Below are 14,574 nucleotides of genomic sequence, written 5' to 3' on the forward strand. Positions count from 1 at the left end.
GCTGCTTCACAAGCACTGTAGCATAACCGAAAAAATAGGGGAAGAATAATAATTTTAACCCCCCGTAGGGTGGATTAGCGCAGCGTAATCCACCATTACATCAATTATTGAATAACCATAGATTAGGTGCGTTACACTTCGCGCTTCGCACTCTACAAGAGCGGCGATCGCACTATACAAACCAAGGAGTATAAAGCAATTTTTGTTTTATGGCTAGGCTATCCTCGCAAACAAGGGGATAAAAATGATTGTTATAAAGCCTTCACAAAAATGGTTGAGCGAGGTAATTTTCCCAATTCTCTTGACGCTTTAATCCTTGATAGCCAAGAAGATTAGCTAGTGATAAGGTGGTTGAAAAAGCGATCGTAACCCACAGATACACTTTCAACTGCTCCTCCAGAGAAAGATTGAGGTCTAACGTCCACGTTCAGCAGTTGCCGAGATCTTTAGCATCTCACCTAGGCGGCTTGAGTCAATCCGCTGCACCAGGGTTGTTAGGCGGCTGCTTTTTGCCCCGCTTTTTTTGATACCACTTCCAGAGAAAAGGAGATAGTGGTACAAGAATACTTGCCCATAACCACTGCCAATTACCCGCAACAAAAGTTGAGATACGCTGACCTACAGAAACCTCTACTTCAATTGTCTTATCAAATGTTCGTATCACAAGTGGCACTTTTTGATTCGATACATTGATAATGGCTGACAGCGTAAGATACAGATTCTGACCCCCATCTTTCGTCGGGGTGACTTCCCATTTCCACTGCGTTGTTTTACCTCTATAAACAGCCTGTTCCTGTGGAACTAATGCCTCAATCTTAAAACCTAGTCCCGAAAGGTCTGCTTCCATTCGATTTGATATTTGTATCCGTGCTGACTCAGTTTGTTCACGAGACTTCAAAGAAGATTGAAGCTCTTGGACAGATTTGGTTGGTGATAGAAGTAACTCGATAGTTTTAGGTTCTTCAAACTTCATTTTCTTGGGTGTATCAAACGCAATGTTTCCCCATTCAAGATTACTCACTATCTCTTCCACAACGCCCAGGGAGGTCGCAGGCATAGTCGGAGGCGGAGCCGTAGACTTCACAGACTCGTCTATAGGAAAATCTATCGGAGGCGGAGCCGTAGACGTCCCAGACGTGTCTATAGGAAAATCTAGACGAATAAGATTAAAATAGAGGTTTCCGAAAATTGCCATAAAAGCTATAAGTACAGTGCCAAGCAAAAAACTGAAAATTGCATTTTTTTTTCTCATATTTTTTTATCATAAATGCTTGAAGAACCGTGGAGTCGATAACTACAGTTAAGTTAACTGTGGACACCAACAGATAGCCTACCAATTACTTCTGCAACCAATAACTGAAGCAGCCCAACTATTAATTATACCGCTCTCTGCGGTCTAGCACCCTCCTCTATCTTACTATACCACCTCCATCGGTCTAACACCCCCTTAATCATACCTAATACCGCACTGTGCGGTTTAATCACCTCAATTTGGGCATAATTAGCGCAGCGGAACGAAGAACCTGAAAACTCACATCTGCTCACTGACCACTGATTGCCTCCTATTGACACAAACGTTGATAAACTGTGGCTAAAGCTTGGACATCACCGACGTTACCCGGGAAAAGAACCACAGGTAGATTAGGAAAGAGATGATGATCGGCTGCTGTACGGACCATGGAGACACCGGGGAGAATCTGACCGAGTAAACGGGCTGATTGCAGGCTTAAACCCGTACTTAAGACATCATTGGAGGTAATTCCGCCTTTACTGATTAAAAAACTGATGTCACTGGGTAAACTCTTAACAATGTCCATTAACAGAGTGGAGACGGCAACCCCAAAATCAAGACGTTTCTGCACAGAGGCAAAGGTTAACTCTTGCCGACTGGTATAGATCACGGGGGTTTGTTTATTTTTGTGAATAAGCTTGACTTTTTCCAGAACTTGTGCTAGGAGTTGATCTCGTTGTTCAGGACGATCGCGCAATGTCGTCACATCGATTTCGACTGCGACGGTGTTGGGTTGTTGAAGCAGTTCATCTAATTGTTGGGTAGTTTTTTTGACGTGGGAACCGACGATAATTGCCCCGGCTTCCCCCGTGGGCTTATACTTACCCATAGATTCGGGTGCGATCGGTTGAGTTCCTAAATTAGCCAAAGAAGTTAAAATACTGGCGGCACTACGGAATAAAAATTTTTTTCCCTCCCCTGCGGCGGTTAAAATATCTTCAGCAAAGCGATCGAGATCCGCTTGAGTTTCCCCATCTACCACCCCACATTGATTATTTTTGAGCTTTTGCAGTCGTTCTAAACTACCTTGACGGATATCTGCCAGTAAAAATCTCTCTACATCATCTGCTTTAATTTTACCTTTCGTTTTCTCCTCCACATAATCCGGCAGATAACTGTAATGATAGGCAAAAACCGAATCGCGAGCGAATTCCGTCTCGTGGACGGGAGTGGGAACGCCATCGATGATTAAATAGTGAATACTATCGCGGGTGATTCTACCTCCCTCAAAAAAGGCTGGAATCAGGAAATGAGCATCAAAACCGTCCAATTCTTCGGCAATAACATCAGTTTCGATCGGATAATGCCCGCGCAGGGTAGAATCGGAACGACTAACCACCAAAAAATCCTCGATTCCCTCTTTAGTTAAGGCAGTTTTCAGGTTATGACAGACTTCTCGCGTGACAGACTCGGCTTTTTCGGGGGTTAAAGCGCGCGTATTCGTCAAAACAAAGAAAATTGGCGCATTATCTGCCAATCCCAAGCGGAGAGTATCTTCATCCCACCGCATCAATAACAGACAACTATGGACTGTTTGGGAACCTGTCGGGTCATCATCTAAGACTATAATTTTAGGTCTATTATTGCTCATATATTTTTTATCAGGATGGGAGGGACGGGGGAATTAAGAGAATCTGGTTAATAGTTTATCGGGTTCTGGTTCCCCATTAAAGTCGTCCCCTCCCTAAGCAACCGCTATCAATCTTGATCACAATCTGTCCAATATAGGATAAGCTATACCATGATTCATACAGTGACGAAGTTGAGCGCGGGAGACTTCCCTTTGAATACGTTAATCCACCCCACTGCGGTTATCCATCCGTCGGCAAAACTTGATCCCAAGGTTAAAGTTGGTCCCTATGCTGTGATCGGGGCCAATGTGGAAATTGAAGCTGATACAATTATTGATGCCCATGTGGTCATTGAAGGTCCGACTAAAATTGGCAAGGGTAATCATATTTTTTCCGGGGCTGTTATTGGTAATGAACCACAGGATTTAAAGTATAAAGGGGGCGAAAGTAGCGTAGAAATTGGTGATCATAACCAAATTCGCGAGTTTGTCACGATTAATCGCGCCACGGATACGGGAGAAGTTACCCAAATTGGCAGTAATAATTTATTAATGGCCTATGTTCACGTTGCCCATAATTGTATTTTGCAAGATAACATTATTATCGCTAATAGTGTCGCCTTGGCTGGTCATGTCCAGATCGAATCAAAAGCAGTTATCGGGGGGGTTTTAGGAGTACATCAATTTGTTCATATTGGCAAAATGGCCATGTTAGGAGGAATGAGTCGTATTGATCGCGATGTTCCCCCTTTTACTTTAGTGGAAGGCAATCCCTGTCGCGTGCGAACTCTTAATTTAGTCGGTTTACAAAGGGCCGGTTTTACCGATGAAGATCTAGCTTTACTGAAAAAAGCTTTTCGGATTATCTATCGTTCTAATATAAATCTTCAGGAGGCTTTAGAACAAGTTTCTCTCTTAACCGATAACCCCCATGTTCAACATCTCTGTCAATTTTTACAATCCTCTACCACCGGAGAAAAACGTCGCGGTTTAATTCCGGGGAAATAATTTATTGAGGAACAGTCTGTAGGGTGTAGGGTGTGGGGTGTAGGGTGTGGGGTGTAGGGTGTGGGGTGTGGGGTGTGGGGTGATGGGGAAGTGGGGAAGTGGGAAGAATAAATAAAAATAATCTCCTATCTCCTATCTCCTATCTCCTGACTCCTGACTCCTGAATCCTGTCTCCTGAATTCTTTTATTATCAAATAATTATCCAAATGCGTATATTTATTAGTACGGGTGAGGTATCGGGTGATTTACAGGCAGCCATGCTGATTGAATCCCTTTTTAAACTAGCTAAAACCCAAGAAATTGAGTTAGAAATTTTTGCACTAGGTGGCGATCGCATGGAGTTAGCCGGAGCAAAAATGTTGGGTAAAACCACTCGACTGGCTGCCATGGGATTAATTGAATCTATCCCCTTTATTTGGCCAACTTTACAACTACAAAAACGAGCAAAAGAGTTTTTTAGAGATCATCCCCCTGATCTGATTATTTTAATTGATTATGTGGGGGCAAATGTGGCGATCGGTCAATCGGCTAAAAAAATTATTCCCCAGGTGCCAATAATTTATTATATTGCCCCACAGGTGTGGATTTGGTCAGAAGAAAATATCCCCTCAGCTAAACTCAGGGCCACAGCAGAAAAGTTATTTAATACGGAAAAATTAATCGCCGTCACGGATAAATTATTGGCAATTTTTCCCGCCGAAGCTCGTTTTTTTGAAACAAAAGGTTTACCAGTAACTTGGGTGGGACATCCTTTAGTTGATCGTATGGCCAATGCTCCCAATCGGCAAGAAATGCGGCAAAAATGGGCAATAAAACCCGAAGAAACGGTAATCGCTTTATTACCTGCTTCCCGTCAACAGGAGTTTAAATATCTCGTGCCGACGGTGTGTGCTGCTGCTAAAAAATTACAGGAAAAAATTCCCGATATTAAGTTTTTAATTCCCGTTCCCTTAGCTTTATACGAACCAAAAATGCGAGAATTAGTGAAGGAATATGGATTAAATGCGGTGATTATGGAACGAGATCAGACTTTAGAAGCGATTGCCGCTGCCGATCTGGCTGTGGCTAAGTCTGGTACAGTTAATCTCGAAATTGCTTTGTTAAACGTGCCGCAGGTGGTGGTTTACCGTTTAAGTGCAGTTACTGCTTGGATTGCCCGCAATATTATGAAGTTTTCTGTACCATTTGTCTCACCGGTAAATTTAGTTTTAATGCGAGAAATTGTTCCCGAATTATTACAAGAGGAAGCTAACCCAGAGAGAATTATGCAGGAATGTCTAGATTTATTATTAAATCAGCAACGTCGCCAAAAAATGTTAGATGAATACGCAGAAACTAAAGCCGGTTTAGGAACAGTAGGCAGTTGCGAGCGAGTGGCACAAGAGGTGTTTAAAATAGGCCTTTGTTAGGGTTAGGAGCCGGTCGTCAGGAGTCAGGAGACAGGAGATAGGAGTCAGGAATCAGGAGATAGGATTGCTGGAGATAGGAGTCAGGAGGCAGCTTTATTCTCCCCACACCCCACACCCTACACCCTACACCCCACACCCCACACCCTGCCCCAGGAAAAACTCTTTGCCGCAAACCCTACTTATAAGCGTCCATACCCTCACAGGAACAAACCAGATTTCTGTCCCCGTAAGCATTATCAACCCGTCCCACTACCGGCCAGAATTTATAATCTTTTAGCCAAGAAAGCGGGTAAGCTGCCTGTTGACGGGAATAGGGACGACTCCAATCATCGGCAGTTAAAACTGCGGCTGTGTGGGGGGCATTTTTCAAAGGATTATCGTGGGGATCCATGCTCCCATTAGCGATCGCTTGTACTTCTTGATAGATAGTTAACAAAGCTTCACAAAAACGGTCTAATTCCCCCAAAGATTCGCTTTCCGTGGGTTCCACCATCATTGTACCCGCCACGGGCCAAGAAACCGTCGGCGCGTGGAAACCGAAATCCATCAAACGTTTTGCCACATCTTCCACCTCGATGCCGGCCTGTTTTTTCAGGGGACGTAAATCAATAACGCACTCGTGGGCAACCGTTCCCGCGCTACCCTTAAATAACACTGGATAGGCCGACTCCAGATGAAAAGCCAGATAATTAGCGTTCAAAATTGCCACTTCTGTCGCTTTTTTCAAGCCGGCTGCCCCCATCATAGCGATATACATCCAAGAAATCACCAAAATGCTGGCACTACCCCAAGGCGCGGCCGAAATTGCGCCAATTGAGTCCTGATGCTTACCGTTAGCGGTTTCTGGGGATAATTTCGCCAAAACTAGGGAAACATCGGGCAGAAAAGGCACTAAATGGGATTTTACTCCGATTGGTCCCATACCGGGGCCGCCACCACCGTGGGGAATACAGAAAGTTTTATGGAGATTCAAGTGACACACATCAGCGCCAAAATCCGCCGGACGACATAAACCCACCTGAGCATTCATATTCGCGCCATCCATATAGACTTGACCACCGTATTGATGAATCAAGGCGCAAATTTCGCTAATTCCCTCTTCAAAAACGCCGTGAGTGGAAGGATACGTCACCATCAAAGCCGCTAGATTATCCTGATGCTTCTGGGCCTTAGTTTTCAGGTCATCAATATCAATATTGCCCCGAGAATCGCAATTAACCGCCACTACTTTCATACCACACATAACAGCGCTGGCAGGATTAGTCCCGTGAGCGGACTCAGGAATTAAGCAAATCTGACGATGACCTTGACCGCGACTTTCATGGTAGGCTCGGATCACCTGTAAACCAGCATATTCTCCCTGAGAACCGGCGTTCGGTTGTAGGGAAATGCCATCAAACCCGGTAATTTCCCCTAACCAAGTCTCTAACTGTTGAAAGAGCAGTTGATAGCCTTCTGCTTGGTCAATCGGAGCAAAAGGGTGTAATTTGCCGAATTCTGCCCAAGTTACCGGAATCATCTCCGCTACGGCATTGAGTTTCATCGTACAGGAACCGAGGGGAATCATGGAAGTATTTAAGGCTAAATCCTTTGTTTCCAGACGGTGCAGATATCTGAGTAATTCCGTTTCCGAGTGGTAACGATTGAACACCGGTTCGGTAAGATAGGCACTGGTACGGGTTAAATTAGCGGGTAATTCTAGACTAATTTTCTCGACTAATTCCGCCGCGGTAAAGGGTAATTCCTCGGTGGGGGCAAAAATTTGCCATAAATCCCACACATCCCTGAGACTGGTGGTTTCATCGACACTAATTCCTAGATTATTCTCATCAAAATAACGCAGATTAATCTTATGGGTTTTTGCCTTGGCGAAGATATCCTTAACTCCCGTGGATACCGTAACTTTGAGCGTATCGAAGTACGGTTCTTTCCCCACTTGATAACCCAACTTTTTTAAACCATTTGCCAATAAAGCGGTTAATTTCTGCACTCTTTGGGCGATTTTCTTGATTCCTTCCGGTCCGTGATACACCGCGTACATGGAAGCAATCACCGCTAGTAACACCTGTGCGGTACAAATATTACTGGTGGCTTTATCCCGGCGGATATGTTGTTCGCGGGTTTGCAAAGCTAAACGCAGTGCGGGTTTACCCTGACTATCCTTCGATACCCCGACAATGCGCCCCGGAATACTGCGTTTATAGACATCTTTGGTGGCAAAATAGGCGGCATGGGGACCCCCATAACCCAAGGGAACCCCAAAGCGTTGACTGCTACCCACGGCAATATCAGCCCCCAATTCGCCGGGGGGAGTCAACAGAGCTAAACTGAGAATATCGGCGGCAACGGTGACTAAAGCCCCATTTTCCTGCGCTTTGGCGATAAATTCCCGATAATCATAAATTACGCCATCGGTGGCTGGATATTGTAATAATGCGCCAAAAATCGGCGTTTGAAAGTCAAAGAGACGATGATCATCGATAATAATGTCAATACCTAAAGGAATCGCTCTGGTTTTAACAACTTCGATCGTTTGGGGATGGCAACTACTAGAGATAAAGAAAGCATTGGCTTTAGTTTTACACAGTCCATAACTCATACTCATCGCTTCCGCAGCTGCTGTTCCTTCATCGAGGAGAGAAGCGTTAGCAATTTCCAGACCGGTTAAGCTAGTGATGAGAGTTTGGAAGTTTAAGAGAGCTTCTAAGCGTCCTTGGGCGATTTCCGCTTGATAGGGAGTATAGGCGGTGTACCAACCCGGATTTTCTAAGATGTTGCGGAGAATTACCGGCGGGGTGATACAGTCATGGTAGCCCATGCCAATAAAGGAGCGAAATACCTGATTTTTGGAGGCAATAGCTTTTAATTGGGCAAGAGCGGCGTATTCACTCAAGGCAGGTGGTAGATTAAGGCTTTTTTGTAAACGAATTCCTGACGGGACCGTTTGAGCGATTAATTCCTCCACGGTAGCAACACCCAAAACCGCCAGCATTTTCTCGATTTCCGTCTCCGTCGGCCCAATATGACGGTTAACAAAGCTATCGGTGCAGTCTAGCAGGTCTTGCAGGTCAGCAGGAGCGAATTCCTCGGTTTTCTCGGCCGTAATTGACCTATTTAGCATATTAATCTCGGTTTAAACAATTACAAAAGTGCTGCGTTTCATCGCTAGGGGTGATTTTAACGCAACTTGTAAAATTTTTGTAATATTTCAAGTCAGCAATCGGCAAGATAAAGCGGAAGCTAATTTGCTATCGAAAGTACGCACAAAATTAACCTCACTACTGCTTCGTCACCAAAAACCAACCGGAATCCGTAGATCCGATCGCCTTTAATCCTTCTAAATCAGTAGCTTCTTTGGTTTGACGATCGATAATTAGGTAAGGTTGCTTGTGACTTTGCCAGTGATTGATTAATTCTTCAGCAGCAAGGGGAAAAACCCGACGACCACTATAAAAATTTAACGAGGGGCGCTCGTAGGCAAAAGCAATATAAACAGGGTGATCGGCCGGCACATATTTCTCCACTAAACTCGCCACCGGTTTGACGGGGAAATTCTCATTTAATTCCCAGATCCACAGGGGAGAATTGACGAAAATAAACAAAGAAACCAACATTCCCCAGAGTAAAACCACGCTGAATTGTTGCGAGCGCCGGGCTAACAAAATCGCCGTTGTCACCATGGTCAAGGACAGTGACAATAAGGTTAAAAGAATTAAGGGATGGAGAGGTTCAATAGCGGCAAAATTACCTGGAAAATAGGCTATTAAAGCTAATAAACCCGCCCCAACGCCGATAATACCCAGAATAATTGACCAGATTGGATGATAGGGGCGATCGATGGGAAGATTACCCACTTGCGCCAAGGCATAACCGGCCGCTAAAGCCAAGGCCGGGTATATCGGCAGAATATACCAAGGCAACTTCGTCGCCATTACCGAAACCACGAACAGATAAACACCCGTCCAAACTAACAGTAACTTCCCCCAACTGTAGAGATATTCCTGACGAGCTAAACGTAAACCCCAAACCGAGAAAATTAACCAAGGCCAACTATATTTAAGAATTTCCAGCAGATAATACCAAAACGGTCCGCGATGATTGTCCAGATCGTCACTAACTCGCTTTAACTGTTGAACAAAAAGGGAATCGAGAAATTCCCGCTCGTAGTGCCAAAATTGGGCGGCATACCAAGCAAAAGCGGGGGTTGCTCCCAATAACCAACCCGACCAAAAATAGGCAGAAGTTAATAACCGGGGGGTATCCCAGAGCAGAAAAATCAAGCCGATACCCGCCAATAATAGCCCCATAATCCCCTTAGTCAGACAAAGGAGGGCAAATCCTAACCCCGCCCCCAGAGACCAGCGTAAATCGCGTCGTGAGCGCAGTAAACCAACAAACATCAGGATTTCAAAACATAATACCGCTCCATCCAACATGGCTAAACGGCCATGACGCACCACCGGCAAAAGAGTTAAATAAATCAAGGCCGACAGTAAAGCTGGCAAACGAGCCGGAAAAATTTCTCGACCGAGAAGATAAAGAAGCGGCACCGATAAAGCTGTAAAAAAAGCGGGAATTAGTCTAGTATTGGCCTCATTGATACCCCAGAAATGGTAGGTTAGACCAATTAAACTATGAATCAACGGCGGTTTATTCAGGTAGGGATCACCCCAAAGACTAGGAAATAACCAGCGCAATTGTTCCAGTGGAGTTTGGCTAATTTCCTTGGCCACCTGAGCGATTGTTGCCTCATCCCAATCCCGCAAGGGTAAATTCCCTAATCCCACTAGATAGATAATTAAGGCCGCTATTAATAATCCCAGTAAACACAGAAATTCTTTAAAATTTTCTCTCTGACGCAATTTATAACTAGAATATCCCCAAGTAAATTTTTGACGGTTCATAAGCTAGGGCAGTAAACAGTTAACTGATTATGTATTGGTATAATGGCGAATTAATCGAGGATGAGCGAATCAGTCTGGGTATTGATGATATTGGGCTGCTTTATGGAGCGACAATATTTACTACCCTGCGTGTCTATCAACACAGCTTAGATCATCCCCTGACCCATTGGCAAGAACATCTCAAACGTCTGCACTCTAGTTTACAAGTTTTTCAATGGCCTGATCCCGATTGGCAGCGAATTCGCCAAGGAGCCGAAGAATTATCCCTATTCTATCCTGTCCTGAGAATCACAATTTTTCCCGATGGTAGGGAGTGGATTAAAGGCAGATTTCTCCCCGAAGATTTAAACCTGAGACAAGAGCAAGGAATTATTGGCTGGGTAATAGATAATCCCGCTTGGCAACGCGTTTTAGGAGAACATAAAACTGGTAATTATTTAACCCCTTGGTTAGCGTCACAAACTGCTCAAAAAAAAGGAGCAAAAGAAGCGATATTAGTCGATCGAGTTGGGAATTGGTTAGAAACTAGCACGGGCAATTTATGGGGATGGAAAGATAATTGTTGGTACAGTCCCCTGCTTACTGCTGATATTTTACCCGGAATCGGGCGCTCGGCTTTGATCGGCTGGTTAAAAAAACAAAATATTTCCCTGCAAGAAAATCTCTGGACCCCCGAATTTGTCAGGACTTTAGAAGGGATTGCTTATAGTAATTCCCTGGTGGAAATTATCCCTTTTAATTCTATTCTTGGCTGGAATCTAGAGATAAATACAGCTATTTATAGAGAAATTTTACCAGATTTACAGCAATATTTTTCCAGTCAATTATAGAATAAATAGGGTTTGCTGAATAAATCTAAAAACCTTATCCAACAAGGTTTTTAGACTTTTTTTCCCTCAAAAAGTGCCGACCATGGGAGTGATTGGGGGGAAAATTCAGGGACTTTTTCCCTGAAAATTAGGTAATTTACCACCTGAAAATGGGTAAAACCCTACACCCTACACCCCACACCCCACACCCTACCCCCACGAAAAACTTTTTGCCGCAAACCCTAAATAAGGGTGTGTTACTAGGGGCTAACACACCTAAAATCTGGAAATAATACCGCTCAAGCTTTAAAATTCTCGCTCGGAATTAGCCTCACTATCGCGTTTAGAACCGAGTAAATCTAATTGATCAACGAGAATCACCGGTTTAGAGCGAGCTAATCCCGTGTTTTTGTCATTCCAGGTATCCATTTTTAAAGAACCTTTAATCCCGATTAAACCGCCTTTTTTCACATAATTAGCGGCCACTTCCGCCGTTTTGCCCCAAATTTCCAGATCGAACCAATCCGGCTGATCGCTATTTTTAGAGCGACGATTAACCGCTAAAGTGAAAGTACATAAAACCTTACCGGACTCGAAATACTTGGTTTCCGGATCTCTCCCCGCTCGTCCCACCAAATGAACCAGATTTACACTCATGGTCTTAAATCCTCAATTTAGTACAATAGTATGTTCATTTTAGCCTGAAACCTTAGCCTTGACCGGTGGGCAGCCAGAAAATTAGGCCAAAGACCTGGGTAAATCTGGAGAGAAAGAAGCGATAATTAACTAGACTTGAGAAACAAAACCTAATAAAATCCAAGTCGATTCGATCGAAAGTCTAGCTATAGCAACGTTGTTATCAGAACAGGAGTGAAAACAAGTGGCGGGTTTTTTTAGAAGACTAGGCTTATCAAGGGACATAGGTATAGACTTGGGTACAGCAAACACCCTCGTCTATGTATCAGGGAAAGGCATCGTTTTAGAGGAACCATCGGTAGTGGCGATCGATCAAGATCGTAACCCGGTCGCTGTCGGGGAGGAGGCCAAAAAAATGCTCGGTCGCACTCCAGGCCATGTCACCGCGCTGCGACCCCTGCGCGATGGGGTAATCGCCGATTTTTACAGTTGCGAGATCATGTTAGCGGAATTCATCAAACGAGCGCTCGATGGCACGATTGGCAATCCCCGCATGGTAATCGGTGTTCCCAGTGGGATTACTGGAGTAGAAAGACGCGCGGTGGTGGATGCGGCCAAAAATGCCGGCTCCCGAGAAGTGGGGTTAATTGATGAACCCGTTGCGGCGGCCTTGGGTGCCGGTTTACCCGTCTCGGAAGCGACGGGAAATATGATCATCGATATCGGTGGTGGCACGACGGAAGTGGCGATTCTCAGTCTTGATGGGACCGTGATCAGCGAATCGGTGCGCGTCGCTGGGGATGAACTCACGGAAGCAATTATCGCTTATCTGAAAAAAGTCCATAACCTGATTATCGGGGAACGCACGGCCGAAGATATCAAAATTCGCCTTGGTTCGGCTTATCCCTCCCCCGGAGATGAATTTCCTCCTCTGGAAGTGCGGGGATTGCATCTTATGTCCGGTTTACCCCGCACCGTGACGATCAAAGCGGAAGAAGTGCGGGAAAGTATGGATGAGCCACTTTCCGTGATCGTTGATGCGATCAAACGTACCCTAGAAAAAACTCCCCCCGAATTAGCGGCCGATATTATCGATCGCGGCATCATGTTAGCGGGAGGAGGTGCTTTATTACGGGGACTCGATCGCCTAGTCAGTCACGAAACCGGTATCGTTACCCATGTCGCTGAAGATCCGCTGCGCTGTGTGGTCAAAGGCACGGGAGAAGTGTTAAAAAATCAGAAACTCTTTGAGCGGATCGTTAATGAAACAACTCGCAATGTCTAAAGGTCACTAGGATCGGTTAGCCGTTAGCCATCAGCAGCGGAAAAATGGACGGATTCTCACTCTACACAGTCAAGAGGTTTTTAATCGCTCATGTATTCAGCACGACGAAAATGGACACAGCAGGGATGGCGACTTTTGCTGCTCGCTGCCGCTTTGGGGGTAGCTTGGTACATTCGCACCTATCAAAGTGGGGCGATTTTAGAATTGTATGGTTTATTAACTCGTCCTTTTCAGGGAGAGGAAACTAATCTGCAAGAGCAACTTCTGGCCGATCAACGGGTGCGAGAATTACAAAATCGTTTAAGTGAAGTCGAATATCAAAATCAACAATTAAAAAAACAGCTTGGTTATTATCAAACCCAGAAAAAACCCCTGATTTCTGCCCCAATTATTGGCCGCAGCGCCGATGATTGGTGGCAACAGGTAATTATCGGTCGGGGTAGCGCCGATGGTGTGGAAGTGGGTGCTTCGGTGACGGGAATTGGGGGTTTAGTGGGACGGATTACGGAAGTTACTCCCCACACCAGCAAAGTTTTATTGGTCAGTAATTCCCAAAGTCGCATCGGAGCAACGGTGAATCGTAGTCGGGCCATGGGTTTAATTCAAGGTCAGAATTCCCAAGTCGCTACCCTGCGCTTTTTTGAAAAAGCTCCCGATGTCAAACCGGGAGATGTGGTGACAACTTCGGCTTTTAGTAGTCTTTTTTCGCCAGGGTTGCCCATCGGTCGCATAATTTCCCTTAATTTACAGGAAAATCCCGCCCCCACCGCCAAAATTGAATTTACCGCCACCGTGGACAATCTCGAATGGGTGTTCGTTCACCCGCAACCCCAGCAGTGAGAGGGGGAATTATGCTGAAATTAAGCCGTTTATCAGCCCGTTATCGTTTTATACTGAATATTTTAGTCACTATCGCTTCACTGCTTCTCTGTACCTTTCTTTCCTTAATGCGGCTCCCAGGTATGGAGATTTTAGGCATCGCTCCCAATTGGTTACTGATTTGGTTGGTTAGTTGGAGTCTCAATCGCTCTTGTCTCGATAGTGTGGTGGTCGGATTAGCGATCGGCGCTATTCAAGATAGTTTAACCTCTAATTATCCTTCCCATATCATGGTTTTTGGTCTGATCGGTTTCCTCACTTCCCGTTTACACCGACAACGTTATCTCAAAGAAGAATTGATCGCCGTGGTCTTAATTGTCTTTGTTATGACTTTAATCGCCAATGGTGCGATCGCTTTTCAATACTATCTACAAGGAGGCAAAAATCTCGCTGATCTTTGGCTCGATTATCAACGCATTGGCCTCACTGCTGCTCTGCTTAGTAGTCTCTGGACTCCCCTCGTCTATTATCCTCTCCAGCAATGGTGGCGACAATTTAGCGATCTTTAAGGAAATAGGGATTTAGGGAAATAGGGAGATGGGGAAATTTCAGCTAAATTCCCCACTACCCCACTACCCCACTTCCCCACTACCCCACACCCCACACCCCACACCCCACACCCCACACCCCACACCCCAACACCCCACCTCCCCAACACTCCACCTCCCCAACACCCCACACCCCAACACCCCACTACCCCACTACCCCACTACCCCACTACCCCACTTCCCCACACCCCACACCCCACACCCCACACCCCACACCCTCACCCTCACTCTCACC

At 45.2% G+C, this 14,574-nt stretch carries 14 protein-coding genes; 9 read left to right on the forward strand and 5 right to left on the reverse strand.

Translation table 11 applies throughout. The annotated features are described in order from the left end of the window. Positions 1–126: 126 nt before the first annotated feature. The gene (locus O9332_RS03875) at positions 127–336 is read left to right on the forward strand and encodes a type II toxin-antitoxin system YhaV family toxin (protein WP_271949752.1); all 210 of its coding nucleotides are present in this window, start codon (positions 127–129) and stop codon (positions 334–336) included. Between the two features lie 136 nt (positions 337–472). On the opposite strand, the gene O9332_RS03880 is transcribed toward O9332_RS03875, so the two are convergent. Continuing rightward, positions 473–1,057 carry a hypothetical protein gene (locus O9332_RS03880; protein WP_288023708.1) on the reverse strand — a complete coding sequence of 195 codons (585 nt, stop codon included), beginning with the start codon at positions 1,055–1,057 and terminating at the stop codon, positions 473–475. Between the two features lie 505 nt (positions 1,058–1,562). Continuing rightward, positions 1,563–2,882, reverse strand: coding sequence for a four-carbon acid sugar kinase family protein (locus tag O9332_RS03885; protein ID WP_288023711.1), 1,320 nt, complete (start codon positions 2,880–2,882; stop codon positions 1,563–1,565). 150 nt (positions 2,883–3,032) lie between these two features. Here O9332_RS03885 and lpxA point away from each other — a divergent pair, with 150 nt between their 5' ends. Beyond that, positions 3,033–3,869: an acyl-ACP--UDP-N-acetylglucosamine O-acyltransferase gene (gene lpxA, locus O9332_RS03890; protein ID WP_002761667.1), complete on the forward strand. Its 837-nt coding sequence runs from the start codon at positions 3,033–3,035 to the stop codon at positions 3,867–3,869. A gap of 206 nt (positions 3,870–4,075) precedes the next feature. Next, entirely contained in the window at positions 4,076–5,278 is a 1,203-nt protein-coding gene (gene lpxB / locus O9332_RS03895) for a lipid-A-disaccharide synthase (RefSeq protein ID WP_002761665.1), read from the forward strand. Between the two features lie 175 nt (positions 5,279–5,453). Here the strand turns inward: lpxB and gcvP are convergent, their stop codons facing one another. Next, complete coding sequence (gene gcvP, locus O9332_RS03900) at positions 5,454–8,399, reverse strand: aminomethyl-transferring glycine dehydrogenase (RefSeq protein ID WP_288023715.1); 2,946 nt, start codon at positions 8,397–8,399, stop codon at positions 5,454–5,456. Positions 8,400–8,556: 157 nt separating this feature from the next. Beyond that, positions 8,557–10,182 carry an ArnT family glycosyltransferase gene (locus tag O9332_RS03905; RefSeq protein WP_288023717.1) on the reverse strand — a complete coding sequence of 542 codons (1,626 nt, stop codon included), beginning with the start codon at positions 10,180–10,182 and terminating at the stop codon, positions 8,557–8,559. A gap of 29 nt (positions 10,183–10,211) precedes the next feature. On the opposite strand from O9332_RS03905, the gene O9332_RS03910 reads away from it, so the two are divergent. Both O9332_RS03910 and O9332_RS03915 read left to right on the forward strand, forming a co-directional pair. Continuing rightward, positions 10,212–11,012, forward strand: a complete 801-nt coding sequence (locus O9332_RS03910) for an aminotransferase class IV (RefSeq protein WP_288023720.1) — start codon at positions 10,212–10,214, stop codon at positions 11,010–11,012. A gap of 149 nt (positions 11,013–11,161) precedes the next feature. Beyond that, on the forward strand, positions 11,162–11,284 hold the full coding sequence (locus O9332_RS03915) for a hypothetical protein (RefSeq protein ID WP_288023726.1): 123 nt from the start codon (positions 11,162–11,164) through the stop codon (positions 11,282–11,284). A gap of 13 nt (positions 11,285–11,297) precedes the next feature. Here O9332_RS03915 and O9332_RS03920 read toward each other — a convergent pair whose 3' ends face one another. Next, positions 11,298–11,648, reverse strand: coding sequence for a single-stranded DNA-binding protein (locus O9332_RS03920; RefSeq protein ID WP_002761658.1), 351 nt, complete (start codon positions 11,646–11,648; stop codon positions 11,298–11,300). A gap of 223 nt (positions 11,649–11,871) precedes the next feature. Between O9332_RS03920 and O9332_RS03925 the strand changes: the two genes are divergently transcribed. The 4 genes from O9332_RS03925 to O9332_RS03940 all read left to right on the forward strand — a co-directional run. After that, entirely contained in the window at positions 11,872–12,912 is a 1,041-nt protein-coding gene (locus O9332_RS03925; protein ID WP_002761656.1) for a rod shape-determining protein, read from the forward strand. Between the two features lie 90 nt (positions 12,913–13,002). Then, entirely contained in the window at positions 13,003–13,752 is a 750-nt protein-coding gene (gene mreC / locus O9332_RS03930) for a rod shape-determining protein MreC (protein ID WP_002761654.1), read from the forward strand. Continuing rightward, on the forward strand, positions 13,719–14,300 hold the full coding sequence (mreD, locus tag O9332_RS03935) for a rod shape-determining protein MreD (protein WP_002761652.1): 582 nt from the start codon (positions 13,719–13,721) through the stop codon (positions 14,298–14,300). The genes mreC and mreD overlap by 34 nt, the downstream gene beginning before the upstream one ends. Before the next feature lie 28 nt (positions 14,301–14,328). Then, positions 14,329–14,574: hypothetical protein (locus tag O9332_RS03940; RefSeq protein WP_288023724.1), on the forward strand; the 246-nt coding region annotated here is incomplete at its 3' end.

The sequence above is a fragment of the Microcystis sp. LE19-10.1B genome, from assembly GCF_027530565.1.
Classification (GTDB): domain Bacteria; phylum Cyanobacteriota; class Cyanobacteriia; order Cyanobacteriales; family Microcystaceae; genus Microcystis; species Microcystis aeruginosa.

Excerpts from the sequence above, each read along its gene's own strand:
- O9332_RS03880 (WP_288023708.1), bottom strand. The coding sequence starts at position 1,057 with ATGCCTGCGACCTCCCTGGGCGTTGTGGAAGAGATAGTGAGTAATCTT.
- O9332_RS03885 (WP_288023711.1), bottom strand. The coding sequence starts at position 2,882 with ATGAGCAATAATAGACCTAAAATTATAGTCTTAGATGATGACCCGACA.
- lpxA (WP_002761667.1), top strand. The coding sequence starts at position 3,033 with ATGATTCATACAGTGACGAAGTTGAGCGCGGGAGACTTCCCTTTGAAT.
- lpxB (WP_002761665.1), top strand. The coding sequence starts at position 4,076 with ATGCGTATATTTATTAGTACGGGTGAGGTATCGGGTGATTTACAGGCA.
- gcvP (WP_288023715.1), bottom strand. The coding sequence starts at position 8,399 with ATGCTAAATAGGTCAATTACGGCCGAGAAAACCGAGGAATTCGCTCCT.
- O9332_RS03905 (WP_288023717.1), bottom strand. The coding sequence starts at position 10,182 with ATGAACCGTCAAAAATTTACTTGGGGATATTCTAGTTATAAATTGCGT.
- O9332_RS03910 (WP_288023720.1), top strand. The coding sequence starts at position 10,212 with ATGTATTGGTATAATGGCGAATTAATCGAGGATGAGCGAATCAGTCTG.
- O9332_RS03915 (WP_288023726.1), top strand. The coding sequence starts at position 11,162 with ATGGGTAAAACCCTACACCCTACACCCCACACCCCACACCCTACCCCC.
- O9332_RS03920 (WP_002761658.1), bottom strand. The coding sequence starts at position 11,648 with ATGAGTGTAAATCTGGTTCATTTGGTGGGACGAGCGGGGAGAGATCCG.
- mreC (WP_002761654.1), top strand. The coding sequence starts at position 13,003 with ATGTATTCAGCACGACGAAAATGGACACAGCAGGGATGGCGACTTTTG.
- mreD (WP_002761652.1), top strand. The coding sequence starts at position 13,719 with ATGGGTGTTCGTTCACCCGCAACCCCAGCAGTGAGAGGGGGAATTATG.